This is a genomic window from Streptomyces sp. 6-11-2 (assembly GCF_006540305.1).
Classification (GTDB): domain Bacteria; phylum Actinomycetota; class Actinomycetes; order Streptomycetales; family Streptomycetaceae; genus Streptomyces.
Genome location: NZ_BJOR01000001.1, coordinates 7,306,809 through 7,330,218 on the forward strand (window position 1 = coordinate 7,306,809; position 23,410 = coordinate 7,330,218).

Genomic DNA, 23,410 nt, shown 5'->3' on the forward strand with positions numbered 1-23,410 from the left:
AAGGAGCGAGGTCACGCAAGGGTGGGCCGGCATGCCGGGGCCTGTGCGCCGCGCCGGGAGAAAGATTCGGTACGACCTCTGGACAGGGGATCGTCCAGCCTTTCAGAATACTGCCTACTTCATATCGTATGCAATCTGAGTTAATCGGAGGAGCCGGTATGACGCGCACCACCCGCCCGGTGGCCCTGGCACGCAACGGGATGGTCAGCACCCCGCACTACCTCGCCTCCACGGCCGGCCTCCAGGTGTTGCAGGAGGGCGGTACGGCCGTGGACGCCGCGATCGCCATCAACGCGACGCTCGGCGTGGTCTACCCGCACATGACCGGGCCGGGCGGGGACGCCTTCTGGCTCATCCACGACGCCGCCACGGGCCGGGTCCACGCACTCAACGGCAGCGGCCGAGCCGGCGCCCACGCGACCCGTCCGCACTTCCGGCAGCGCGACCATCGCGAGATCCCCACCCGGGGGCCGCTCGCCGTGGTGACCGTGCCCGGCGCCGTCGACAGCTGGTGCACCGCGCACGAACGGTTCGGCAGCCTCCCGCTCGCCCGCCTGCTGCAGCCGGCCATCACCTACGCCCGCGAGGGCTTCGCCGTCTGCGACAGCTACGCCGCCTGCGCCGCCGAGGTCGCGCACGTCCTCAGCGCCCATCCGCTCACCCGCAGCACGCTGCTGCCGCAGGACCGGCTGCCGGTCATGGCGGACGTCCTCGCGCTGCCGCAACTGGCCGAAACACTGGAGACCGTCGCGCAGAAGGGCCGGCCCGGCTTCTACGAGGGCCCCGTGGCCGAGGAGATCGCGACGAGCCTGCAACAGGCCGGCGGCCTGCTCACCACCGAGGACCTGGCCGCCCACCGGTCGGAGTGGACCGAACCGGTCTCCACGACGTACCGCGGGTACCGCTGCTACCAGGCCCCGCCGAACTCGCAGGGGTTCGCGCACCTGATGACGCTGAACATCGTCGAGAACTTCGACCTCGGCGGCATGACCGACAGCAGTCCCGAGTACGTCCACCTGCTGGTGGAGGCGACCCGCCTGGCGTTCGCCGACCGCGACCGGTACCTCACCGACCCCGACTTCCACGACATTCCCCTGCGGCACCTGCTGTCCAAGGACTACGCGGCCGAACTGAGCAAGCGCGTGGCGCCCCGGCCGGTCCCCGCGGGACCGGGGGCGCGGATGGGCGGCGACACCACGTGCAGCGTCGTGGTGGACTCGGCCGGCAACGCGGTCTCGGTGATCCAGAGCCTCTACCACGAGTTCGGCTCCGGGTTCATCGCGGGCCGGACCGGGGTGCTGATGCACAACCGCGGGTCGTTCTTCTCCCTGGACGAGGCACACCCGAACCGCCTGGAACCCGGCAAGCGGACCTTCCACACCCTGATGCCCGGCATGCTCTTCCGCGGCGAGAACCTGGACCTCGTCTACGGCACCATGGGTGGCGAGGGCCAGCCGCAGACGTCGAACGCCCTGGTCACACGGTTGGTCGACTTCGGCAGGGACGTCCAGTCGGCCATCGACGCGCCCCGCTGGCTGTACGGCCGCACCTGGGGGGACGAGCGACGCGATCTCCGGATGGAGGACCGCTTCGCCTCCGGGACGCTGGACGAACTGCGCACCTGGGGCCACCCGGTCCGCGAGGTCGGCAGCTGGGACGGCGTGATGGGGCACGCCCAGGCCATCCGCGTCACCGACGACGTCCTGATGGGCGGCGCGGACCCGCGCGGCGACGGCCTCGCTCTCGGCTGGTGACACCCGACCTCGCGACAGCCGGACGACCGGACGAGAGGAGACCCCGGGAATGGAACACGCGAGCATCTGGCTCTGGGCCGCCTCACTGGCCCCGCTCGCCCTGCTGCTCTTCCTGATGATCGCGCGGGGCTGGGGCGCGGCGGAAGCCGGTGCGCTGGGCTGGCTGGTGGCCTCGGTCACCGCACTGACGGTGTTTCACCTGCGCCTGGACGCGGTCGGACTGCAAACGGTCAAGGGAGTCGTCGAAGCCGTCACCATCGTCTACGTCATCCTGTCCGCGATCCTCATCTACGAGGTCGCCAAGGAAGCGGACGCGTTCACGCCGTTCCAGCGGGGCATGACGCGCATGTTCGTCCATCCGCTTCTCCAGGTCATGGCGATCGGCTGGGTCTTCGCCTCCTTCCTCCAGGGCATCACCGGCTTCGGCGTGCCCATCGCGGTGTGCGCCCCGCTGCTCGTCGGCATCGGTGTCCGTCCGCTCCACGCGGTGGTGATCGCGCTGGTCGGACACGCCTGGAACAACACCTTCGGCACCCTGTCCGCCGCCTGGATCGGCATGAGGCAGGTCACGCATCTCTCACCGGCCGACAGCGCCACGACCGCGATCCAGGCCTCCCTGCTGCTGTGGATGGTCAACCTCGTGGGCGGCCTGACCATTTGCTGGCTCTACGGTCGCCTCCGAGGCCTGTGGGAGGGGCTGCCGGCGGTCGCGGTGATCTCGCTGGCCCACGGCGGTGTCATGCTGGCGCTGTCCCAGTGGGACGACACGCTGAACGGCTTCGCCGCCGGCCTCGTCGGTCTGGTCGTCGTCGCCGGTCTCGCCCGGCTGCCCCTCTACCGCCGCCCCTCCCGGGTGGTGAAAAGCCCCGTGTTCGAGGAGGGCGAATCAGCGGGCGTCGCCGCGCCGCCCGCGCAGGCGGCCCCGAGCACACCGGAATCCGGGGGTGCCTCGTCCGGTGCCGGTGTGCGCGGCCGGGCCACCGTGGCGATGGCATCCGCGGGCGAGCCCGGTGCCCGGGCGCCCGCGATGTCCTTGAACACCGCGTTCATCCCGTACTCCACCCTGCTCGCCGTGACCGGGGTCGTCCTGCTGATCGGGCCGCTGAAGGACGTACTGAGCAGACCGACCGTCGATGTGCGGTTCCCGGCCGTCACGACGGGCCTCGGGTTCACCACACCGGCATCGACGTCGAAGCTGGTGCTGCTGACACACGCCGGGACGCTCCTGCTCGTCACCGCCGCGATCAGCTACGTCCTCTACCGGCGAAAGGGGCACCTCCGCGACGCGGCCTGGCGGCCGATCCTCAGCGGCACGGTGGAGAAGGCGATCGGCCCCACGATCGCCGTGGTGACCCTGGTGGCGATGGCCTCGGTGATGCAGGGCTCCGGCCAGGCCGACGTCCTCGCGACCAAGGTCGCCGCCTGGACCAGCGGAATCTACCTGCTCCTCGCGCCGTACATCGGCGTCTTCGGCACCTTCATCACCGGCTGCAACCTCTCCGGCAACCTGCTGTTCGGTGCCTTCCAGCAGACCACCGCCCAGGCTGGCGGGCTCAGCACCGCCAACGTCCTCAGCGCCCAGACGACCGGCGGCGCGCTCGGCACGATGATCTCCCCGAGCAAGATCCTTCTCGGCACCACCACCGCCGGAATCGGCGGGCGTGAGGGACAGGTCCTGCGCAGGACACTGCCGTTGACGCTCGTCACCACGGCCCTCGTCGGTCTGCCGCTCTTCCTGCTCGCCCGGACCAACGGATAGACCAAGGGAACGGAGAAACGCATGAACAGCACCGCACGCGTCCAGGCCTGGTCGAGCCTCGCGGCGATCGTCGCGCTGCCCCTGCTGTACCTCGGCGGAACACACCGGATGCCGGCCCTGTCGGTCACCGGACTCGCCATCTTCGCCGTGAGCATGATGATCTCGCCCGCCCTGCGGTACATCTCCCGTCCGCGCGGCTGAGGCCGCCCGGCACCCGGGCCGCACCGTGGGACGCGTCGGAGCGGACGCGTCCCACGGTGTCGCGGGGGCCTCGGTCAGGCGCCGACGTACGCCGCGAGGTGCTGACCGGTGAGGGTGGACCGGGCGGCGACGAGGTCGGCGGGGGTGCCCTCGAAGACGACCCGGCCGCCGTCGTGCCCGGCGCCGGGACCGAGGTCGATGATCCAGTCGGCGTGCGCCATGACCGCCTGGTGGTGCTCGACGACGATCACCGACTTGCCGGAGTCGACGAGCCGGTCGAGCAGGCCGAGCAGATGCTCGACATCGGCGAGGTGCAGACCGGCGGTCGGCTCGTCGAGGACGTAGACGCCGCCCTTCTCGGCCATGTGGGTGGCCAGCTTGAGCCGCTGCCGCTCGCCGCCGGACAGCGTGGTGAGCGGCTGGCCCAGGGTGAGGTAGCCGAGGCCGACGTCGGCGAGCCGGCCGAGGACGCGGTGCGCGGCCGGCGTGTGGGCCTCCCCGGCGCCGAAGTACTCCTCGGCCTCGGCCACCGGCATGGCCAGCACCTCGCTGATGTCACGGCCGCCGAGGTGGTACTCCAGCACCGACGCGTCGAACCGCTTCCCCTCACACTCCTCGCACGTGGTGGCGACGCCGGCCATCATCGCCAGGTCGGTGTAGATGACGCCGGCGCCGTTGCACGTGGGGCAGGCGCCCTCGGAGTTGGCGCTGAACAACGCCGGCTTCACCCCGTTGGCCTTGGCGAACGCCTTGCGGATCGGGTCGAGCAGTCCGGTGTACGTCGCCGGGTTGCTGCGCCGCGAGCCGCGGATCGCGCCCTGGTCGACCGACACCACACCCGCGCCGGCCGGGATCGACCCGTGCACGAGCGAGCTCTTGCCGGAACCGGCGACACCGGTGACGACGACGAGCGTGCCGAGCGGGATGTCGACGTCGACACCGCGCAGGTTGTGCGTGGTCGCGCCACGGATCTCCAGCGTGCCGGTGGGCTTGCGCACCGTCTCCTTGAACGAGGCCCGGTCGTCGAGGTGGCGGCCGGTGAGGGTGCCACTGGCCCCCAGCCCCTCGACGGTGCCCTCGAAGCAGACGGCGCCGCCCGCCGTACCGGCGCCGGGACCGAGGTCGACGACGTGGTCGGCGATCGCGATGGTCTCCGGCTTGTGCTCCACCACGAGCACGGTGTTGCCCTTGTCCCGCAGCCGCAGCAGCAGGCCGTTCATCCGCTGGATGTCGTGCGGGTGGAGGCCGGTGGTGGGCTCGTCGAAGACGTAGGTCACGTCGGTGAGCGAGGAACCGAGGTGGCGGATCATCTTCACGCGCTGCGCCTCGCCGCCCGACAGCGTGCCCGACGGGCGGTCGAGCGAGAGGTAGCCGAGGCCGATCTCCACGAACGAGTCGAGGGTCTGCTGCAACGTGGCGAGCAGCGGAGCCATCGACGGCTCCTCCAGGCCGCGGACCCAGTCGGCCAGGTCGCTGATCTGCATCGCGCAGGCGTCGGCGATGCTGGTCCCGCCGATCCGCGACGACCGGGCCGCCTCGCTGAGCCGGGTGCCCCCGCACTCCGGGCAGTCGGTGAAGGTGATCGCCCGGTCCACGAACTCCCGGATGTGCGGCTGCATCGCCTCCCGGTCCTTGGAGAGCATCGACTTCTGGATCCTCGGGATCAGACCCTCGTAGGTCATGTTGATGCCCGCGATCTTCATCCTGGTCGGCTCGCGGTGCAGGAAGTCGTGCAGCTCCTGCTCGGTGTACTCGCGGATCGGCTTGTCCGCGCCGAAGAAGCCGGACTCGCTGTAGAGCCGGTAGTTCCAGCCGCCCGGCTTGTAGCCGGGGATGGTCAGCGCGCCCTCGGTGAGCGACTTGGAGTCGTCGTAGAGCTGGGTGAGGTCGACGTCGGAGACCGTGCCCCGGCCCTCGCAGCGCGGGCACATGCCGCCGGTGATGCTGAAGCTGCGCCGCTCCTTCACGGTCTTTCCGGCGCGTTCCACGGTGACCGCGCCCGCTCCGCTGATCGAGGGCACGTTGAAGGAGAACGCCTTGGGCGAGCCGATGTGCGGCTGCCCGAGCCGGCTGAAGAGGATGCGCAGCATCGCGTTGGCGTCGGTGGCGGTGCCGACCGTGGAGCGGGGGTCGCCGCCCATCCGCTGCTGGTCGACGATGATCGCGGTCGTCAGCCCGTCGAGGACGTCGACCTCGGGCCGGGCCAGGGTCGGCATGAAGCCCTGCACGAAGGCGCTGTAGGTCTCGTTGATCAGCCGCTGCGACTCGGCGGCGATCGTGTCGAACACCAATGAGCTCTTGCCCGAGCCGGAGACACCGGTGAACACCGTCAGACGCCGCTTCGGGATCTCGATGCTGACGTCCTTGAGATTGTTCTCGCGCGCGCCGTGCACGCAGATCAGGTCGTGGCTGTCGGCAGCGTGCGGCGGCGTGTCCGTCCTCGTGGCCTTGCTCATCGTGTCTCCATCTGTGGGGCTGCGCCGCCTTCGCGGCAACGGTGGGTGTCCGCCTGAGCGGCGGGGCCGGGCCGGGATGGCGCGACGCGGGTCCGGCCGGCGCTCACCGGGGTCGCGCTCCGCGCGAGAACCAAGGCATTATCCACGCACCCGGTCCGCGCGGACCCTCCGGCCGGGGAGCCGGTGGATCCGCGCGGCTCACCCCCGTGACCGCCGGACGGCCCGGCCCACGCTACCGACGGCCGGGCGCCCGGCGCTTCTCCATTCCTGACCGGTCCTGCGCCCGGTCACAGATACGGGCGGGTGATCAGCTCGATCCCGTGGCCGGCGGGGTCCTTGAGGTAGACTCCTCGACCGCCGTGCTCGTGGTTGATCTCACCGGGGAGTCGCATGTGCGGATCGGCCCAGTGCTCGATGCCGTGGTCGCACAACCGCTGACAGGCCCGGTCGAACAGGTCGTCGTCGACCAGGAACGCGTAGTGCTGCATCTGGATCTCCACCGGCGGCTCGGCGAACTGGAGCAGCACACCGTCGGCGAGCTGGATGTTGGTGAACGGGCCCCAGGACGGCGCTGCCCGCACTTCCAGCAGCTCGCGGAAGAAGCGGGCCGACTCTTCGCGGTCCTTGGAGGCGATGATGGTGTGGTTGAACGTGGCTGTCATTCGGCTGACCTGACTGTGTTCGGCACGGAAGCGGACTCGTCGTGGTGCACGAGCACGGGGAGGTCCGCGTGCCGAACCGTGGGGGTGCCTTCTCCGCACCCGCGGTGAGATCAGCCCTCCACCGGGTGACCAATCCGTGAGTGGCTTGTCGCCGGTCCGGTGTTCACGTCGGGAACCCTACTCGATCCGGCTTCCGTGCGGGTGGGTCACGCGGAACGCGGAGCCGGTCCGAGCCACGCGAGGGCCGCGGCGGTCAGAGCCGTGACACCGTTGGTGAGGGTGGGCCGCATGACGGGCGCGAAGAACGGCGAGTGGTTCTGCGGGATGTCCCGGCTCCTGGTGCCCGCGGCCTCCGCCTTGGCGAAGACGTCGGGATCGACGCCGCCGAGGAGCCAGTAGCAGACCGGCACGTTCGCGCTGGTGCCGAAGACGCCGACGTCCTCACTGCCCGAGGAGGCGCCCGGGTCGGTCACCCTGTCGTGGCCGACCACGTCCCCGATGGCGGCCATGGTGCGGGCGCACGCCTCCTCGTCGTTGACCATCAGCGGGAAGGTGTGCAGGGTGCTGATTTCGGGATCCCGCTGCGCCCCGGCGGCCGCCGCCTCGCCGCGGACGATCCGCTCCACCGCGCCCAGGACGGTCCGGCGGACCTGCGGGGTGTAGGCGCGGATGTTGAGCTGGAGCCGGGCCTCGTCCGGGATGATGTTGTCCTTGGTGCCGGCCTGCAGGGCGCCGACGGTGACCACGGCGCGGTCCGCGGAGGCGATCTCGCGGGAGACCACGGTCTGCAACCGCATCACGGTGGAGGCAGCCATCACCACCGGGTCGATCGATGCTTCCGGCATGGACGCGTGGGCTCCGCGCCCGAACATGCGGACCTCGAGCGCGTCGGTGGCGGCGAAGGCGAGACCGGGGTGGCAGGCGATGGTGCCGGCCGGGATCGCCATCACGTGCTGGCCGAGGACGACGTCGGGGGTGCCGAAGCGGGCGTACAGGCCGTCGTCGACCATGGCCTGGGCGCCCTGCCCCAGCTCCTCGGCCGGCTGGAACACGGCCAGCACGGTGCCCGACCACCGGTCGCGGGCGCCGGCCAGCAGCGCCAGGGCGCCGAACAGGCAGGTGACGTGCACGTCGTGGCCGCAGGCGTGCATCACGCCCTCGCGCGTCGAGGCGTACGGCAGTCCGGTCCGCTCGGTGACGGGCAGCGCGTCGAAGTCGGCGCGCAGCAGGACGGTCGGGCCCTGGCCGTTCACCAGTCTGGCCACGACACCGGTCCGCCCGACGCCCTCGGTGACGTCATAGCCCAAGTCCCGTGCGCGCCTGGCGACTTCGGCGGCCGTGCGGTGCTCCTCGAAGGACAGCTCGGGGTGGGCGTGCAGGTCCTGGTAGAGCGCTTCGAGGTCCTCGGTCAGGCTGCTGTCCAGGCCGGCCAGGACCTGCCGGGCCGTGTCGTGTGCGGTCATCGTGATGCCCCTTTGGCCGGCGAAGGGCCGCCACCTCCGACGTAACCACACCCGCGGGGACGCGGCAGCCCGGCCGGCGCCGCACCAGGCTGCTTGAAAGTTGTAGTACTGGCGTCGGCTGGGTTAGCTTGAAGATTCAAGTTGAGTCGGGGTCCCGTGCCACCCAGCGTCGTGGGGCCCCGCCGTCCGACCCGAGGAGCCCCCACCTTGACCACTCCTGACGTCACCCTGTCCCGCCCCGCCGTCGCGCCGGAGACGGCTCCGGCGGCCCCCGCCCACGCCTACGACGCCGGCCTGCTCGTCCTGCGCCTCGCGCTCGGGCTGACCATGGCCGCGCACGGCGCCCAGAAGCTGTTCGGCTGGTTCGGCGGGGGCGGTGTCGACGGCACCGGGCAGTTCTTCGCCGCCTCCGGTTACCCCTCACCCCGGGCGTTCGCCGTCGTGGCCGGACTCAGCGAGACCCTCGGCGGGCTCGGCCTCGCGCTCGGCCTGCTCACCCCGCTGGCCGCCGCGGCCGTCGCCGGCACGCTGGTCAACGCGATCTCCGTCAAGTGGGGTGGAGGCTTCTTCGCCCCGCAGGGCGTCGAGTACGAACTCCTCATCGCCCTGTCCGCGGTGGCTCTCGCCCTGACCGGCCCCGGCCGGATCGCCGTGGACCGGTTGCTGCCCGGGCTGCGCTCGCACCGCGTCGCCCACGGTGCCGCCGCGATCGTGCTCGGTGCCGTTGTGGCCGGTGTCACGCTCCTGCTGCGTCACTGACGCCGAGATCCGGACGGCAGGCCGGCGGGGCGACAGGCCGGGCACGGCCTGTCGCCACGGGCCGCTGTCCGAGCTGTGGATCTCATTTGACATTAGAGAGCCTTATAGAAGATAAAGGTGACGCTTTGGCCATCAATTCACGCGGCGTGACATCTGCGGCGTGATGCCCACGAACGCTGCGCGAATGAGTCCTGACATGTCCCACCCCATCACCGACCAGCCCACAGCCGACCCCGCGGGGGAGTGGGACGCATGGCGGTCCGAGCGCCATCGCGCCCTCACCTCGCCGACGGGCAACCTCGCCCTCGTCGAGACCCGCTGGCTGCCGGCCGGTGAGCGCCCGGACGCCGAGGCCGCGCGCGCGGGGCAGCCGCGCACGGTGACCGTCACCACGCTCCGGCGCACCGACCTCGTCACCGGCGAGCCCGAGCACGGCCTGCGGTTCTGGGACGCCGACTCGCCCGCCGTCCGCCACTTCGACCGGGTTGACGTGTTCCCCTACGACCCGGCCTGGGTGCTCGAGGCGACCTACACGCCCGTACCCGGCGCCCGGCGCGTGGCCTTCGAGCACATCCGGGACAACGGCGGCACCCGCGACCTCGTCGTCCCGGGCGACATCACGCTCACCGTCGACGGCCGCGACTACACCCTCAGTGCCTTCGACGACGACGGCACTCTGCTGCTCGTCTTCGGTGACCCCACCAACGGGGACACCACCTACGGCGCCGGCCGCTTCCTCTTCGTGCGGCGCACCGAGGACGACGACCGGGTCCTGCTCGACTTCAACCGCGCCTTCGTGCCGCCCTGCGGATTCTCCGATCAGTACAACTGTCCGATGCCGCCGCGGCAGAACCGTTTCCACCTGCCCATTCAGGCCGGTGAGAAGCTCCCCGTCTTCCGCGGCGGCTTCCCCGCACAGCACTGATCACCCCGTAGCCTCCCGCACTTCCAGCACGAAAGCGCCCACAGCCATGAGCATCAAGAAGACGTCCCTGTACGCCACCGCCACCGCTGCCACCCTCGCCGTGACCCTGACCGCCTGCGGCGGCTCCGGCTCGGGCGGCAGCGCCTCGGGCAGCGCCTGGAACAAGGACGCCACCGTCAACATCGGCTCCCTCTACGAGCCGCAGAACCTCGACAACACCGCGGGCGGCGGCCAGGGCGTCACCGAGGCCCTCAACGGCAACGTCTACGAAGGGCTGTTCAAGCTCACCGACGATGGCAAGGTCGAGAAGCTGCTCGCCACGGACCACAAGGTGAGCGGTGACGGACTCACCTACACCTTCACCTTGCGCGACGGCGTGAAGTTCCACAGCGGCAAGGCCCTCACCAGCGAAGACGTCAAGTACAGCCTGGAGAAGGTCATCGCGGACGACTCCCAGTCCGCCCGCAAGAGCAACCTTCAGGTCATCAAGGACATCGCCACCCCGGACGCGAAGACCGTCAAGGTCACGCTGTCCAAGAAGTCGATCTCCTTCGTCTACAACCTCTCCTACGTCTGGATCATCAACTCCCAGGCGAAGAACCTGAAGACGACCGAGGACGGCACCGGCCCCTACCAGCTCGGCAAGTGGACCCGCGGCTCCGCCCTGAGCCTGGACCGGTTCGCCGGCTACTGGGGCAAGGCCGCGGCGAACAAGACGGCCGTCTTCCACTACTACAAGGACGCGACCGCCCTCAACAACGCGCTGCTGACCAACGCCGTCGACGTGGTCACCAGCGAGCAGTCGCCCGACGCCCTCGACCAGTTCAAGAGCAACCAGAACTACAAGGTCAACGACGGCGACTCCACCACCAAGCTGCTGCTCGCCTTCAACGACAAGGCCAAGCCCTTCACCGACGTCAAGGTGCGCCAGGCCGTGTCCTCCGCCATCGATGACAAGAAGCTGCTGGAGTCGGTCTGGGGCGGCTACGGCAAGCTCATCGGCTCGATGGTGCCGCCCACCGACCCCTGGTACGAGGACCTCACCAAGGTCAACGCCTACGACCCGGCACGCGCCAAGAAGCTGCTCGCCGAGGCCGGGTACGCCAAGGGCTTCAGCTTCACCCTCGACACGCCGAACTACGACCCGCACCCCACCGCCGCGACCTTCATCAAGTCCGAACTCGCCAAGGTCGGCGTCACCGTCAAGATCAACACGATCACGCCGGACGAGTGGTACACGAAGGTCTACAAGAACCACGACTTCTCGGCCACGCTCCAGGAGCATGTCAACGACCGCGACCTCGTCTGGTACGGCAACCCCGACTTCTACTGGGGCTACGACAACAAGCAGGTCACCCAGTGGGTGGACCAGGCCGAAGAGGCCTCCACCACGGCCCAGCAGACCGAGCTGCTGAAGAAGGTCAACCGCAAGACCGCCGAGGACGCGGCCAGCGACTGGCTGTACCTGTACCCGCAGATCGTCGTCGCGAGCAGCAAGCTGTCCGGCTACCCGCTCAACGGCCTCAACTCGCAGTTCTACGCCTACGACATCAAGAAGAAGGGCTGATGGCCCGCTATCTCCTGCGCCGCTTCGCCTTCCTCCTGGTGTCGCTGGCTCTGGCGAGCGTGGTGCTGTTCGTCCTGCTGCGGATGCTGCCCGGCGACCCCGCCAACGCACTCACCTCGGTGGGTGCGAGCCCGGAGCAGATCGCCGCGGCTCGGCACTCCATCGGGTCCGACAGGCCGCTGCCCGAGCAGTTCGTCCACTGGCTCGGGCAGTTGGCGAGCGGCGACCTCGGCACCTCCTTCGTCAGCTCGCTGCCGGTCGGACCCGAGGTCGCCTCCCGGCTGAGCGTCACCGTGCCGCTGACCCTGGCCGCGTTCGCCCTCGCCGTCGTCCTCGCCGTGCCCGCCGGGTTCGTCGCGGCGCACAAGCGGCACACCTGGTACGGCGCACTGCTCAGCGGCGTGTCCCAACTGGGCATCGCCATCCCGGTGTTCTGGCTCGGCATGATCCTCATCGCCGTGTTCGCGCTGAACGCCGGCTGGCTCCCGTCCGGCGGCTTCCCGCCGGACGGCTGGTCCGAGCCCGCCGAGGCGATCCGCTCCCTCGTCCTGCCGGTCGCCACCATCGCCCTGGTGATGAGCGCGTCCCTGATCCGCTACGTCCGCTCCGCCACCCTCGACGTCCTCGGCAGCGACTACCTGCGCACCGCCCGCGCCCTGGGCTCGTCCTTCGGCGGGGCGATGTGGCGGCACGGCCTGCGCAACGCCTCCGTACCGGTCATCTCCATCCTCGGCATCGAACTCGCCTCGACCCTGCTCGGCGCGGTCGTCGTGGAATCGGTGTACGCGCTCCCCGGCCTCGGCTCCCTGCTCGCCACCGCCATCGCCCAGCACGACTACCCCGTCATCCAGGGCGTGCTGTTCGTCTCCACCCTCGCCGTGCTGCTCATCGGCTTCGTCGCCGACCTCGTCCAGCGGATCATCGACCCGCGCCTACGCGGCCGGCTCTCCGGAGGTGCCCGATGACCCAGGCAGACACGCTGCCCACCGTCCGGCCGGAGGAGAAGTCACCGAGCCGACGCCGGTCCCGGCGCTCCGCCACGCTCGTCGTCGGCTGCGTCCTGGCCGGGCTCATCGCACTGCTCGCCCTGGTCTCCCTGTTCTGGCTGCCCTACCCCGCCGACGACACCTCCGGCGGGCGGCTGGCCGGCCCCGGGAACGGACACCTGCTGGGCACCGACAAGCTCGGGCGCGACCTGTTCACCCAGGTGATGACCGGCTCACGGATCGCCGTCGAGGCGGGTCTGGGCTCGGTCCTCGTCGCCGCCGCGATCGGCGTCACCCTCGGTGTGTTCGCCGCGTTCGCACAGGGCTGGCTCGACGACACGCTCTCGGCGTTCCTCGACATCCTCATCGCCTTCCCGACGCTGCTGCTCGCGATGCTCATCGTCGCGGCCCGCTCGGCGACCCTCGGCTCGGCCGTCCTCGCCATCGGCCTGGCGCAGAGCGCGGTCGTCGCCCGGCTGGTGCGCATCCTCGTCAAACGCGTGCTGGCGCAGGACTACATCACCGCGGCCCGCACCTCCGGCACATCCTGGCCCAGGACCGTCGTCGGCCATGTGCTGCCCAACATCTGGCCCACCCTCGTGGTCAACCTCGCCCTCCAGTTCGGCCTCGCCGTACTGGCCGAGGCCGGACTGTCCTACCTCGGGCTCGGCGCACCCCCACCGAACGCCTCGTGGGGCCGGATGCTCCAGGAGGCCCAGGCCACCTTCACCACCGCCCCGGCGGGCGCGCTCGCCCCCGGCATCCTGCTCGTCCTGCTCGTCATCGGCGTCAACCTCATCGCCGACGGCCTGCGCGACACCCTCGACCCGGCCAGCCGCCGGAGGCGCGCGTGAACCTCCTCGACGTACGCGGGCTGACCGTCCGCACCGGTGACGGCCGCACCCTGGTCGACGACCTGTCCTTCACCGTGGCCGGCGGCGAGCGCCTCGGCCTCATCGGCGAGTCCGGCTCCGGCAAGTCCCTGACCACGCTGGCCGTGCTCGGTCTGCTGCCCGACGGCATGACCGCCACCGGCAGCGTCGAACTCGCCGGCACCCAGGTCGTCGGCGCCCCCGAGAAGCGGCTCACCTCCCTGCGCGGCCGGGACGCGGCCGTCGTCTTCCAGGAGCCGCTCACCGCGCTCGACCCGCTGATGCGCGTGGGCCGCCAGATCGCCGAACCCCTCCGCAGGCGCACCGGCCTGAAGGGCAAGGACCTTCAGCGTGCCGTGGCGGACACGCTCGCACAGGTCCGGCTGCCCGACCCCGAGCGCATCGCCCGCGCGTTCCCGCACGAGATCTCCGGCGGGCAGCGCCAGCGCGTGGCCCTCGCCATGGCCCTGGCCTGCGAACCGAAACTGCTCATCGCGGACGAGCCGACCACTGCGCTGGACGTGTCCGTGCAGGCGGAGATGCTGGAACTCGTCGACACGCTGGTCAGGGAACGGGACATGGCGGTGCTGTTCGTCAGCCACGACCTCGCCGTGGTGGCCAAGGTGACCGACCGCGCCCTGGTGCTCAAGGACGGGCGGGCCGTGGAGGAGGGACCGGTCGGGGCCATCGTCGGCGCGCCCCGCGAGGAGTACACCAAGGCCCTCGTCGCCAGCGCCCGGCGCCTGGAATCCGCCCTGGACCTGAGGAGCGCGCGATGACCCCCGTACTCGAACTGTCCGGCGTCGCGCTGCGCTACCGGGGCAGCACGGGCACCGTGGTCGAGGACGTCTCCTTCGAGGTCGAGGCCGGACACAGTCTCGCGCTCGTCGGGGAGTCCGGAGCCGGCAAGACCACGTTGCTGCGACTGCTGCTGGGCCTCGCCCGCCCCACGGCCGGCCAGGTCCGCTTCGACGGCGCCGAACTGTCCCCGCGGGACCGGGAACAGATGCGCCGTTTCCGGCGCGGCGTCCAGTGCGTCTTCCAGGACCCCTACTCCTCGCTCGACCCGCGCCGCCGCGTCGGCGCCACCGTGGCCGAGCCGCTGCTCTCCCTCGGCATCGACAGCCGCGCCACGGCCCGGCCGAAGGTGGCCGCGGCCCTGGAACGGGTCGGCCTGCCGGCCGACGCGGCGGACCGCTATCCGCACGAGTTCTCCGGCGGCCAGCGGCAGCGCATCGCCATCGCCCGCGCCACCGTCTGCACCCCGCGGGTCCTGCTGGCCGACGAGCCCGTGAGCGCGCTCGACGTGACCACCCGGGTGAAGGTCGTCGACCTGCTGGCCGAACTCAAGCAGGAGCAGGGGCTGACGCTCGTGATGGTCTCCCACGACCTTTCGGTCGTCGCCTCCCTGTGCGAGCGCACCGCCGTCCTGGAACGGGGCCGGGTGGTCGAACACGGCGACACCGCCCAGGTCCTGGGCCGGCCCCAGCACCCGTACACCCGCCGCCTGCTCGACAGCGTGCCGCGACTGCCGGCCTGAACCACCGCCACACCGCCCGGCGCGGGCCCCCGACCGCGCCGGGCCCCGGCGGTCGTTTCCGGCCGCCCCGAACCGCCGCTGCGCCGCCCGGCGCAAGCTCCGCCCGTGACGGGCCCGCGGTCGTTCCGGCCGTCTCGAACGCTCAACGCCCGGTCCGGCGCGCACTCTCGGCTGTCCTGGCCGCGCGCCCCGGCCGTTTCCGGCCGACCCGCACCCCCAACGCGCGATCCGGTGCGGCCCCTCGGCTGTCCCGGGCACCCGGCCGTTCCGGGCACCCGGCCTGTCCGGACCCCTGCCACGATGCTCAGCGCGGGCCGCTGGCCCTCCGGCTCCCCGACGCCCCGGGCCCGCGCGCCGTCCCGGCCTCCCCGGTCGTCCCGGGGGCTTGCGCCCGGACCTACCGTGCCGGTGTGTCGTACTCCGGTGTGACGGCGAGCAGTTCGGACACGTCCGAGCCGACCGGCAGCTCGCGCGGTGCCGTGCCGCGGCGGAAGAGGCGCGCGTCGTTCTCGCCGCCGATCGTGGCACGGGTTCCCACCACGCGCAGCCAGGAGCCCTCGCGCAGGCCGAGCACCGGTACGTCGTTCTCCTCGAGGAACTCCGTCAGGCGCTCCTCGCGGGTCTCACCCTTGTGCGTGGAGCGCGGGTCGGGGTCCAGGTAGTGCGGGTTGATCTGGAACGGGACCAGTCCCAGCGTCTCGAAGGACGGGGGCTGGACGATCGGCATGTCGTTGGTGGTGCGCAGCGTGGGAGCGGCCATGTTGGTGCCCGCGCTGGCGCCCATGTAGGGCAGCCCGTCCCCGACCGCCTTGATCAGCGCGTCCCGCAGGCCCGTCCGGTACAGGGCGGTCAGCAGCCGGAAGGAGTTGCCGCCGCCGACGAACACGGCGTCCGCCTCGGCGAGCCGGCCGACCGGGTCACCGTCCTCGTGCACCCCGTGCACGTCGATGCCGGCCCCGGCGAGCGCGTCGCGCACCTTGGCCGTGTAGGCGTCGTGGTCGGCGAGCGCGTACGGCACGAACGCGAGCCGTGCCCGGGCCGGCAGGAACGCGGTCACGGTGTCGAGGGCGTGTTCCAGGTAACCGCGGCCGTGCTGGGTCGAGTTGGACAGAAGAAGCAGGTTCAAGGGGTGTTCCTCACCATGGGTTCGTTGCGTCAGGTCGTGCGGGTGCGCGGGCGGCGGTGGTGCTGGGGCGGGTGCGTCAGCCGCTGCTCCAGCAGGCGGGCCGCCTTGCGCAGCGCGTCGAGCCGGTCCTCGGGGCCGTCCGGGAAACGTTCCCTGGCGGCCCCCAGGCTGAGGCTGCCGTAGGGCTCGGCACCGAGGAAGACCGGTACGGCGACGGTGCCGATGCCGGCGTCGTACTCGCCGACAGTCCAGGCGTAGCCCTGCGCCCTGACCTGGCGGAACTCGCGTTCCAGCTGGTCGGGGTCGGTGACCGTGCGCTCGGTGAAACGGGCCATGGGGCGGCCGCGGAAGAGTCGGTGGCGCTGCTCGTCGGGCAGGAACGCGTAGTACGACTTGCTGGTCGCCCCCGCGTGCGCCGGGTACAGCTCGCCGACGAGAGGGTAGTACCGCAGCGGCCCCTCCTCGCCCTCGACCGCCGCCACGCACCGCATGTGGAAGCTGTCGGGCAGGCAGAACAGGACCGTGTCCCCGGTCACCGCGCGCAGTTCGTGAAGGACCGGTTCCGCGAGCAGTTCCAGCGAGCCGGAGCGCTCCCAGAGGCGGCCCAGCCGCAGGGCGGCGGGACCGATCCGGTAGCGGCGGGTCGCCGGATCGGACACCAGGAAGCCGCGCCCGGCCAGCGTGGACAGCAGCCGCTGTGCGACCGAGGTGTCCCAGCCGAACTCGGTGGCGACCTCCGTCACCCCCCAGTCGGGCCGAGTGCGCTCGAACGCGAGCAGCACCAGCAGGGCGCGGTCGACCGTCTGCAGTGCCCCGGCCGGGGTCTTCCGGTCGACGGGGATGTCAGGCACGGCAACTCCTCTCCGAATGACGTCCACCCGTCCGCCCATCTCGCCATTCAGACCTGAATTGCAGATAACGGGAAACAGTTGCGAAGAAGGTTAACGGATCCTGAATCTTCTGTCAGCACCGCCTCAGGTGCGGATCAGGAGAAGCTGCCCATGTTGAAGTACGTCCTGGACATCGTGGATCTGCTGGACGATCCCGATGCCGACGGCAAGCGAGTCGCCGCCTACCTCGACTCCGTGGCGGGCCCCGCCGGCTCCGGCGCCCAGGTCACCACCGTCACCGGTGAGCGGGGCTCCACGGACTTCGTCCTCGTGCGCGTGGCCGGCCGCACCGGCCGCAGCCGCGGTGGCACCTCGCGCACCCTCGGCGTGGTCGGACGGCTCGGCGGTGTGGGTGCCCGTCCGCAGATCACCGGCCTGGTCTCCGACGCGGACGGCGCGATCGCCGCGATCGCCACCGCCGCCAAGCTGCTGGACATGCGCCGCCGCGGTGACGTGCTCGACGGCGACGTGATCGTGGCCACCCACATCTGCCCGAACGCCCCGACCGCACCGCACGACCCGGTGCCGTTCATGGACTCGCCGGTCGACATCGCCACCATGAACCGGCACGAGGTCACGGACGAGATGGAGGCGGTGCTCTCCATCGACACCACCAAGGGCAACCGGATCATCAACCACAAGGGCCTGGCCCTGTCGCCCACCGTCAAGGAGGGCTGGGTGCTCAAGGTCGCCGAGCAGCTGGGGGAACTGCTGGCCGTGGTCACCGGTGAGCCGTTGGTCACGTACCCGGTGACCACGCAGGACATCACCCCGTACGGTAACGGTGTACACCACATCAATTCGATCCTTCAGCCGGCCACGGCGACGGCCGCCCCGGTCGTCGGCCTCGCGGTCACCTCGGCCGCGGCGGTGCCCGGCTGTCAGACGGGCGCGAGCCACGAGACCGACATCGCGGCCGCCGCCCGGTTCGCCGTCGAGACCGCGAAGGCCTACGGCGGCGGACGCCTGGACTTCCACGACGACGTGGAGTTCGACCAGCTCGTGTCCCGTTACGGCTCGCTGGCGCACCTGCAGACCCTCGGCCGCGCACCCAGGGAGTCGTGATCATGGCCGCTCACAAGAACACCGCCACCGCCCCGGACACCGCGGGCCACAGAGCGCTGGGCAGCGACGACTACGCACTCGCCCGCGTCCCGCGCGACGAACGGCTCGGTTTCTGGACGATGCTGCTCCAGTGGCTCGCCCAGTCCGGATCGATCTCGCAGTTCACGCTCGGCGCCACGATCGGCGTCGGCATGTCCTTCGGCAACGCGCTCCTCGCCTTCACCCTCGGCGCGGTGATCCTGGAAGTCGTGATCTTCGCGATCGGCCTGGCCGGGATGCGCGAGGGCCTCGCGACCCCGCTGCTGACCCGCTGGGTCGGCTTCGGCCGCAACGGCTCCGCGCTGGTCAGCCTCGTCATCGCCATCAGCCTCGTCGGCTGGTTCGGAGTGCAGAACACGATCTTCGGCAACAGCGTCTCCGCGCTGGTCGGCGGCCCCTCGTGGCTGTGGTGCGTCGTCGCGGGACTGGCGATCACCGTCCTGGTGGTCTTCGGCTTCCGGTACATGGCGGTCTTCGCGAAGATCGTCACCCCGCTGTTCTTCGCGATGGTCGCCTGGTCCGTCACCGACGCCCTGACCAAGCACTCGATCTCGGACCTGATCCACTCGCCGGCCCCCGGCCCGGCGGTCCCGCTGTCGGTCGCCGCGACCGCCATCGCGGGCGGCTTCATGACCGGCGCGATCGTCGCGCCCGAGATGACCCGCTACAACAAGAAGGGCGCGCACGTCTTCGTGCAGAGCGCCTCCTCCATGATCCTGTCCGAGTACATCGTCGGCATGACCGGTGTCCTCCTCGGCCACATGGTGGGCAGCAACCAGGTCTCCCAGATCGTGCTCTCCACCTCCGGCGTCTTCGGTGTGCTGGTCGTCCTGATGTCCACGGCGAAGATCAACGACTGGAACCTGTACGGCTCCTCGCTGGGCGTCGTGAACTTCTTCCAGGTCGTCTTCCGCAAGCGTCTGAGCCGCGGCGCGGTCACCATCGTCCTCGGCCTCGCCGGCACCCTCCTGTCCGCGGTCGGCATCATGACCCACTTCACCGACTTCCTGACGGTGCTCGGCGTGGCCATCCCGCCGGTCGGCGGCATCATCGTCGCCGAGTACTGGGTGGTGCGCCGCATGCGCGGACCGCTCGACGCCACCCGCGAGACGCAGACCCTGCCCGCCACCTCACCGGTCTGGGTGCCGATGTCCCTGGTCATCTGGGCCGTGGCGTTCTGCGTCGGCAAGTTCTACGACGGCGGTATCCCCGCTCTCAACTCCCTGCTGACCGCCTTCGTCCTCTACTGCGTGCTCGGGCTCGCCGGGTGGGTCAGGACGTACGGCACCACCACCCTCGACGACGAGTCCGCCGACGGCACCGGGCCGTCCCCGGCCGCCACCGGCAAGGCCCCCGTAGGAGCGTCATGACCACCACCCCCTCACTCGTCACCGCCTCCGAGGAGGCACAGCGTGAGGTCGTCGAACTGTGCGCGGAGCTGATCCGTTTCGACACCTCCAACCCCACCAGCGACGAGCGGGCCTGCGCGGACCGCGTCGTCGAGCTCCTCGCCGAGGCCGGCGTCACCTCGGAGCTGGTGGAGAGCGCGCCCGGCCGCGCCAACGTCGTCGCCCGCATCCCCGGCGGTGATCCCGGCCGCGGGGCCCTGCTCGTCCACGGCCACCTGGACGTCGTACCGGCCGACCCGGACGAGTGGCAGGTGCCGCCGTTCTCCGGCGAGATCCGCGACGGCTACCTGTGGGGCCGGGGCGCCATCGACATGAAGGACACGGTGGCGGTCATGCTGGCCACCGCCCGGCACTTCGCCCGCACCGGCACCCGGCCGTCCCGCGACATCGTCCTGGCCTTCCTCGCCGACGAGGAGGCGGGCGGCCGGTACGGGGCGCACTGGCTGGTCGAGCACCGGCCCGAGCTGTTCGCCGGAGTCACCGAGGCGATCGGCGAGGGCGGCGGGTTCAGCTACGCGCTCGACGACACCCGGCGGCTGTACCCGATCGAGAACGCCCAGCGCGGTATGGCCTGGATGGAACTGACGGCCACCGGCCGCGCGGGCCACGGCTCCTCGCCCAACGACGAGAACGCGGTCACCGACCTCGCCGAGTCGCTCACCCGCATCGGCCGCCACACCTTCCCGATCCGCCTGATCGAACCGGTGCGCGCGCTGTTCGCCGAGGCCGCCCGGCTCCAGGGCGTCGACATCGACTTCGACGCCGAGGACCTCGACAAGGAGCTCGCCAAGCTCGGCCCGGTCGCCGACTTCATGCAGGTGGTGCTGCGCAACTCCGCCAACCCCACCATGCTCTCGGCTGGCTACCAGACCAACGTGATCCCGGGCCGGGCCACCGCCCGCGTCGACGGCCGCTTCCTGCCCGGCCACGAGCAGGAACTCGTCGACACCATCGACGCGTTGCTCCTGCCGTCGGTCGCCCGGCAGTGGGTCAACCACGACATCGCCATGGAGACCTCCTTCGACGGCCCCCTCGTCGACGCGATGTGCGCGGCGGTGCGCGCCGAGGACCCCGACGGGCATCCGGTGCCGTACTGCAACCCGGGTGGCACCGACGCGAAGGCCTTCACGAAGCTCGGCGTCCGCTGCTTCGGCTTCAAGGGCCTGAAACTGCCCCACGACCTGGACTACGGCCGCCTCTTCCACGGGGTGGACGAACGAGTCCCCCTCGAAGGCCTCCGCTTCGGCGTCCGGGTGATGACCCGCCTGTGGCAGAACTGCTGACCGGCCCCACCCCCACCTTTACGCCTCCCCGTGCGGTTCGGCGAGCAGACGCTCGCCGAACCGCACGGGGCTTTCCGCGTGGCTGGGTCAGTCGCTTCCGAGGCCGTCGATCAGGCGGTTGAGGAAGCGGGTGAACGTCGCTTCAGGGGTGAGGGGGCGGCCGGGGGCGGAGAGGGCCGCGGCGAGTTCCGGGTGGTGGCCGTCCGCGGCGACGGCGGCGAGGTAACGGGCTTCGGCCGCGGCTCGACCGGGCGCCTGTGAGGCCGAGGCCTGGGCGATCTCGTGGGTGACGTGACCGACCACGAACGCGGTGAGCTGAGCGAAGACCTCCAGCCTCGCCGCACCGTCCAGCCCGGTGGGCCGCAGGGCGGCGAGCGCGCGTTCCATGAAGGCCAGCGTATGGGGGCCGGGAGTGCGGCGGGTGGACAGGGCGGCGGGCAGCCAGGGATGCCGCAGCATCAGGGCGCGCTGGAGGTGGGCGACGGCCTTGATGTCGGCGCGCCAGTCGCCCGTGGGCGCGACCGTGGTCGGCAGTTCGCCGCTGACGTGGTCGACCATCAGCTCCAGCAGCGTCTCCTTGTCGGGGGCGTAGCTGTAGAGCGACATGACACCGGCTCCGACCCGTGCGGCGACCCGGCGCATGGTGACCGCTTCCAGCCCTTCCGCGTCCGCCAGTTCGACGGCTGCCGCCGTGATCGCCTCACGGCTGTAGGCGGGTCTGCGGCCCCTGCGGGGCTGGAGGTGCCCCAGCCACAGCTGTTCGGGGTCGACGCCCGTGGCGCCGGTCTCTCCGTCTCGGGACACGGACTTCGTGCTCCTTTCCTCGTACGCGACACCGCCCTCGCGGGTGTCATCCAAGCATCCTCCATTCGCGTACGCTGTACGGAAACATTCTCGTACACTGTACGGAAAACGAGGAGGGCAACGATGGCAGCACGCACACACGGCCCTGCGCCGGCGCACACCTGGGCACCGCCTTCCGGCAAGGCGCCCCTGGTCTCACGGCTGATGAGGGCGACCTGGCGCGGGCTCCCGCGCACACGGCACGACGCCGGACGGGAGCCGGGGCTGGTGGTTCCGGCCGCGGACGGCAGCCCGTTGATCACCGACCACTACTTCCCGCGCGCACAGGGCGACTTCCCCACCCTCCTGGTGCGCTCGCCCTACGGCAGGGGTCTGCCCTGGTCCCCCATGTACGGCATGCTCTTCGCCGAACAGGGCTTTCACGTCGTCCTGCAGAGCTGCCGCGGCACCGGCGGTTCAGGCGGTGCGTTCCATCTGTGGCGCAACGAGGCGGAGGACGGCCGGGCCACGGTGTCCTGGCTGCGTGAGCAGCCCTGGTTCAACGGAACGCTGGGGACCGTGGGCCCCAGTTACCTCGGCTACGTGCAGTGGGCTCTCGCCCTGGAGCCGCCACCGGAGCTGAAGGCGATGGTGGTGCAGGTGGGCCTGCACGATCCCCACGCCCTCTTCCACGCGGACGGCACACTTCGCCTGGAGAACGTCCTCGCCGTCGGCGCGGGCATGACCTATCAGCACCAGGGGATGGCACCGTTTCTGAGGGCGACGCTGCGTCTCCAGCGCCGCCTGCGTGACGTCACCTTCGCGCAGCCGCTGCGCGGGGCGTACGCGTCCGCCCTCGGGGGCGAAGTGCCCTGGCTGGACGACGTGATGACGCACCCGGACGCCGACGACGCGTACTGGCGCGGCGCGTCACCGGCAGCGGCGGCGGACCGGCTGAACGTGCCGACCAGCCTGATCACCGGATGGCACGACGCACTGGTCGACCAGACCTTCGCACAGTACGAGCGACTGCGCCGGTCCGGCTGCCGGACCGCCCTGCTCGTCGGCCCGTGGACCCACACCTCCGCACTGCAGCAGGGGTGGCCCGAGATGTTCGCCGAGAGCCTCGCCTGGCTGCGCGCCCACCTGTGCGGCGACTCCTCCGGCCTGCGCCCCACCGCGGTGCGCGTGCACATCGGTGGCGAGGACGCCTGGCGCGACCTCGACGACTGGCCGGCGGCCCCGGCCACCACCACGTGGTTCCCCACCCCGGACGGGCATCTCACCCGGCAGGCCCCCACGGACTCCGGACCACTGGCGTCGTTCCGCTACGACCCGGCCGATCCCACCCCGTCCCTCGGCGGCCCGCTGCTTTCCCGCGGTGCCGGTCCTCGCGACAACAGCGGCCTGGAAGCCCGGGACGACGTCCTGACGTTCACCGGCCCGCCGCTGACCGAACCCGTGGACGTCCTCGGCCCGGTCTCCGCCCGGCTGGGCATCTCCACGGACACCGGCCACGCCGACGTCTTCACCCGCCTGTGCGACGTGGACCCACAGGGCCGCTCGGTCAACGTCTGCGACGGGCTGGGCCGGACGAGGACGGCCGGGCAGGCGCCCGCGCGGGTCACCGTGCCCATGAGCGCCACCGCCCACCGCTTCGCCGCCGGTCACCGCATACGCTGGCAGGTCAGCGCGGGCGCTCATCCGCGCTATGCCCGCAATCCCGGTACCGGCGAGTCTCCGGTGGACGCCACCACCTTCACAGCGGTGCGCGTCACACTGCACGCGGACTCCGCACTGACGCTCGCCCACGGTTCCGGACCGGCTTGACGCTTCGACGCCCGGCGGCCCGGCGGTGCTGCCGGACGGCG

20 protein-coding genes are annotated in these 23,410 nt (G+C 71.1%); 14 read left to right on the plus strand and 6 right to left on the minus strand.

Going from position 1 to position 23,410, the window contains the following annotated elements; translation table 11 throughout:
- Positions 1 to 158 precede the first annotated feature (158 nt).
- Genes ggt through TNCT6_RS32810 form a run of 3 tightly spaced genes read left to right on the plus strand, consistent with a single transcriptional unit; the run spans position 159 to position 3,714 of the window.
- Complete coding sequence (ggt, locus tag TNCT6_RS32800; protein ID WP_253266305.1) at positions 159 to 1,754, plus strand: gamma-glutamyltransferase; 1,596 nt, start codon at positions 159 to 161, stop codon at positions 1,752 to 1,754.
- Positions 1,755 to 1,803: 49 nt separating this feature from the next.
- On the plus strand, positions 1,804 to 3,513 hold the full coding sequence (locus TNCT6_RS32805; protein ID WP_141364872.1) for an L-lactate permease: 1,710 nt from the start codon (positions 1,804 to 1,806) through the stop codon (positions 3,511 to 3,513).
- A 21-nt stretch (positions 3,514 to 3,534) separates the two neighbouring features.
- Positions 3,535 to 3,714, plus strand: a complete 180-nt coding sequence (locus TNCT6_RS32810; RefSeq protein ID WP_141364873.1) for a hypothetical protein — start codon at positions 3,535 to 3,537, stop codon at positions 3,712 to 3,714.
- Positions 3,715 to 3,788: 74 nt separating this feature from the next.
- On the opposite strand, the gene TNCT6_RS32815 is transcribed toward TNCT6_RS32810, so the two are convergent.
- From TNCT6_RS32815 to TNCT6_RS32825, 3 genes are all read right to left on the minus strand, one after another.
- A complete protein-coding gene (locus TNCT6_RS32815) occupies positions 3,789 to 6,170 on the minus strand; it encodes an excinuclease ABC subunit UvrA (protein ID WP_141364875.1) in 2,382 nt (793 codons plus the stop codon).
- A 287-nt stretch (positions 6,171 to 6,457) separates the two neighbouring features.
- Positions 6,458 to 6,832, minus strand: coding sequence for a VOC family protein (locus TNCT6_RS32820; protein ID WP_141364877.1), 375 nt, complete (start codon positions 6,830 to 6,832; stop codon positions 6,458 to 6,460).
- Between the two features lie 206 nt (positions 6,833 to 7,038).
- Positions 7,039 to 8,295, minus strand: a complete 1,257-nt coding sequence (locus tag TNCT6_RS32825) for an amidohydrolase (protein WP_141364879.1) — start codon at positions 8,293 to 8,295, stop codon at positions 7,039 to 7,041.
- 207 nt (positions 8,296 to 8,502) lie between these two features.
- On the opposite strand from TNCT6_RS32825, the gene TNCT6_RS32830 reads away from it, so the two are divergent.
- The 7 genes from TNCT6_RS32830 to TNCT6_RS32860 all read left to right on the plus strand — a co-directional run bounded on the left by TNCT6_RS32830 (position 8,503) and on the right by TNCT6_RS32860 (position 14,944).
- Positions 8,503 to 9,054 carry a DoxX family protein gene (locus TNCT6_RS32830; protein WP_141364881.1) on the plus strand — a complete coding sequence of 184 codons (552 nt, stop codon included), beginning with the start codon at positions 8,503 to 8,505 and terminating at the stop codon, positions 9,052 to 9,054.
- A gap of 196 nt (positions 9,055 to 9,250) precedes the next feature.
- Complete coding sequence (locus TNCT6_RS32835; RefSeq protein ID WP_141364883.1) at positions 9,251 to 9,979, plus strand: DUF1684 domain-containing protein; 729 nt, start codon at positions 9,251 to 9,253, stop codon at positions 9,977 to 9,979.
- Positions 9,980 to 10,025: 46 nt separating this feature from the next.
- A complete protein-coding gene (locus TNCT6_RS32840; protein ID WP_141364885.1) occupies positions 10,026 to 11,546 on the plus strand; it encodes an ABC transporter substrate-binding protein in 1,521 nt (506 codons plus the stop codon).
- Positions 11,546 to 12,511 (plus strand): ABC transporter permease, encoded by a 966-nt coding sequence (locus tag TNCT6_RS32845; RefSeq protein WP_141364887.1) that lies wholly within the window; start codon positions 11,546 to 11,548, stop codon positions 12,509 to 12,511. The genes TNCT6_RS32840 and TNCT6_RS32845 overlap by 1 nt, the downstream gene beginning before the upstream one ends.
- Positions 12,508 to 13,386 carry an ABC transporter permease gene (locus tag TNCT6_RS32850; protein ID WP_141364889.1) on the plus strand — a complete coding sequence of 293 codons (879 nt, stop codon included), beginning with the start codon at positions 12,508 to 12,510 and terminating at the stop codon, positions 13,384 to 13,386. Before TNCT6_RS32845 ends, TNCT6_RS32850 begins: the two co-directional genes overlap by 4 nt.
- Positions 13,383 to 14,183 (plus strand): ABC transporter ATP-binding protein, encoded by an 801-nt coding sequence (locus tag TNCT6_RS32855; protein ID WP_141364891.1) that lies wholly within the window; start codon positions 13,383 to 13,385, stop codon positions 14,181 to 14,183. Before TNCT6_RS32850 ends, TNCT6_RS32855 begins: the two co-directional genes overlap by 4 nt.
- Positions 14,180 to 14,944: an ABC transporter ATP-binding protein gene (locus TNCT6_RS32860; protein ID WP_141364893.1), complete on the plus strand. Its 765-nt coding sequence runs from the start codon at positions 14,180 to 14,182 to the stop codon at positions 14,942 to 14,944. Before TNCT6_RS32855 ends, TNCT6_RS32860 begins: the two co-directional genes overlap by 4 nt.
- Before the next feature lie 397 nt (positions 14,945 to 15,341).
- Here TNCT6_RS32860 and pepE read toward each other — a convergent pair whose 3' ends face one another.
- Both pepE and TNCT6_RS32870 read right to left on the minus strand, forming a co-directional pair.
- Positions 15,342 to 16,070, minus strand: a complete 729-nt coding sequence (gene pepE, locus TNCT6_RS32865; protein ID WP_141364895.1) for a dipeptidase PepE — start codon at positions 16,068 to 16,070, stop codon at positions 15,342 to 15,344.
- Positions 16,071 to 16,099: 29 nt separating this feature from the next.
- Positions 16,100 to 16,960, minus strand: a complete 861-nt coding sequence (locus TNCT6_RS32870; RefSeq protein ID WP_141364897.1) for an IclR family transcriptional regulator — start codon at positions 16,958 to 16,960, stop codon at positions 16,100 to 16,102.
- A gap of 111 nt (positions 16,961 to 17,071) precedes the next feature.
- Between TNCT6_RS32870 and TNCT6_RS32875 the strand changes: the two genes are divergently transcribed.
- From TNCT6_RS32875 to TNCT6_RS32885, 3 genes are read left to right on the plus strand one after another with little or no spacing between them, the layout of a single operon-like run.
- Positions 17,072 to 18,025, plus strand: a complete 954-nt coding sequence (locus tag TNCT6_RS32875) for a DUF1177 domain-containing protein (RefSeq protein ID WP_141364899.1) — start codon at positions 17,072 to 17,074, stop codon at positions 18,023 to 18,025.
- Between the two features lie 2 nt (positions 18,026 to 18,027).
- The gene (locus TNCT6_RS32880; RefSeq protein ID WP_141364901.1) at positions 18,028 to 19,434 is read left to right on the plus strand and encodes a cytosine permease; all 1,407 of its coding nucleotides are present in this window, start codon (positions 18,028 to 18,030) and stop codon (positions 19,432 to 19,434) included.
- Positions 19,431 to 20,756 carry a M20/M25/M40 family metallo-hydrolase gene (locus TNCT6_RS32885; RefSeq protein ID WP_141364903.1) on the plus strand — a complete coding sequence of 442 codons (1,326 nt, stop codon included), beginning with the start codon at positions 19,431 to 19,433 and terminating at the stop codon, positions 20,754 to 20,756. Before TNCT6_RS32880 ends, TNCT6_RS32885 begins: the two co-directional genes overlap by 4 nt.
- 87 nt (positions 20,757 to 20,843) lie before the next feature.
- On the opposite strand, the gene TNCT6_RS32890 is transcribed toward TNCT6_RS32885, so the two are convergent.
- Complete coding sequence (locus TNCT6_RS32890) at positions 20,844 to 21,560, minus strand: TetR/AcrR family transcriptional regulator (protein ID WP_141364905.1); 717 nt, start codon at positions 21,558 to 21,560, stop codon at positions 20,844 to 20,846.
- A 204-nt stretch (positions 21,561 to 21,764) separates the two neighbouring features.
- Between TNCT6_RS32890 and TNCT6_RS32895 the strand changes: the two genes are divergently transcribed.
- Positions 21,765 to 23,369: a CocE/NonD family hydrolase gene (locus tag TNCT6_RS32895; protein WP_141367016.1), complete on the plus strand. Its 1,605-nt coding sequence runs from the start codon at positions 21,765 to 21,767 to the stop codon at positions 23,367 to 23,369.
- Positions 23,370 to 23,410: the final 41 nt, after the last annotated feature.

What these genes read in the sequence shown, in the direction of transcription:
- TNCT6_RS32870 (WP_141364897.1), bottom strand. Translation starts at nt 16,960, where the DNA reads ATGGGCGGACGGGTGGACGTCATTCGGAGAGGAGTTGCCGTGCCTGAC.
- TNCT6_RS32835 (WP_141364883.1), top strand. Translation starts at nt 9,251, where the DNA reads ATGTCCCACCCCATCACCGACCAGCCCACAGCCGACCCCGCGGGGGAG.
- TNCT6_RS32885 (WP_141364903.1), top strand. Translation starts at nt 19,431, where the DNA reads ATGACCACCACCCCCTCACTCGTCACCGCCTCCGAGGAGGCACAGCGT.
- TNCT6_RS32840 (WP_141364885.1), top strand. Translation starts at nt 10,026, where the DNA reads ATGAGCATCAAGAAGACGTCCCTGTACGCCACCGCCACCGCTGCCACC.
- TNCT6_RS32825 (WP_141364879.1), bottom strand. Translation starts at nt 8,295, where the DNA reads ATGACCGCACACGACACGGCCCGGCAGGTCCTGGCCGGCCTGGACAGC.
- TNCT6_RS32810 (WP_141364873.1), top strand. Translation starts at nt 3,535, where the DNA reads ATGAACAGCACCGCACGCGTCCAGGCCTGGTCGAGCCTCGCGGCGATC.
- TNCT6_RS32845 (WP_141364887.1), top strand. Translation starts at nt 11,546, where the DNA reads ATGGCCCGCTATCTCCTGCGCCGCTTCGCCTTCCTCCTGGTGTCGCTG.
- TNCT6_RS32860 (WP_141364893.1), top strand. Translation starts at nt 14,180, where the DNA reads ATGACCCCCGTACTCGAACTGTCCGGCGTCGCGCTGCGCTACCGGGGC.
- TNCT6_RS32820 (WP_141364877.1), bottom strand. Translation starts at nt 6,832, where the DNA reads ATGACAGCCACGTTCAACCACACCATCATCGCCTCCAAGGACCGCGAA.
- TNCT6_RS32895 (WP_141367016.1), top strand. Translation starts at nt 21,765, where the DNA reads ATGAGGGCGACCTGGCGCGGGCTCCCGCGCACACGGCACGACGCCGGA.
- TNCT6_RS32805 (WP_141364872.1), top strand. Translation starts at nt 1,804, where the DNA reads ATGGAACACGCGAGCATCTGGCTCTGGGCCGCCTCACTGGCCCCGCTC.
- ggt (WP_253266305.1), top strand. Translation starts at nt 159, where the DNA reads ATGACGCGCACCACCCGCCCGGTGGCCCTGGCACGCAACGGGATGGTC.
- TNCT6_RS32875 (WP_141364899.1), top strand. Translation starts at nt 17,072, where the DNA reads ATGTTGAAGTACGTCCTGGACATCGTGGATCTGCTGGACGATCCCGAT.
- TNCT6_RS32880 (WP_141364901.1), top strand. Translation starts at nt 18,028, where the DNA reads ATGGCCGCTCACAAGAACACCGCCACCGCCCCGGACACCGCGGGCCAC.
- TNCT6_RS32850 (WP_141364889.1), top strand. Translation starts at nt 12,508, where the DNA reads ATGACCCAGGCAGACACGCTGCCCACCGTCCGGCCGGAGGAGAAGTCA.
- TNCT6_RS32815 (WP_141364875.1), bottom strand. Translation starts at nt 6,170, where the DNA reads ATGAGCAAGGCCACGAGGACGGACACGCCGCCGCACGCTGCCGACAGC.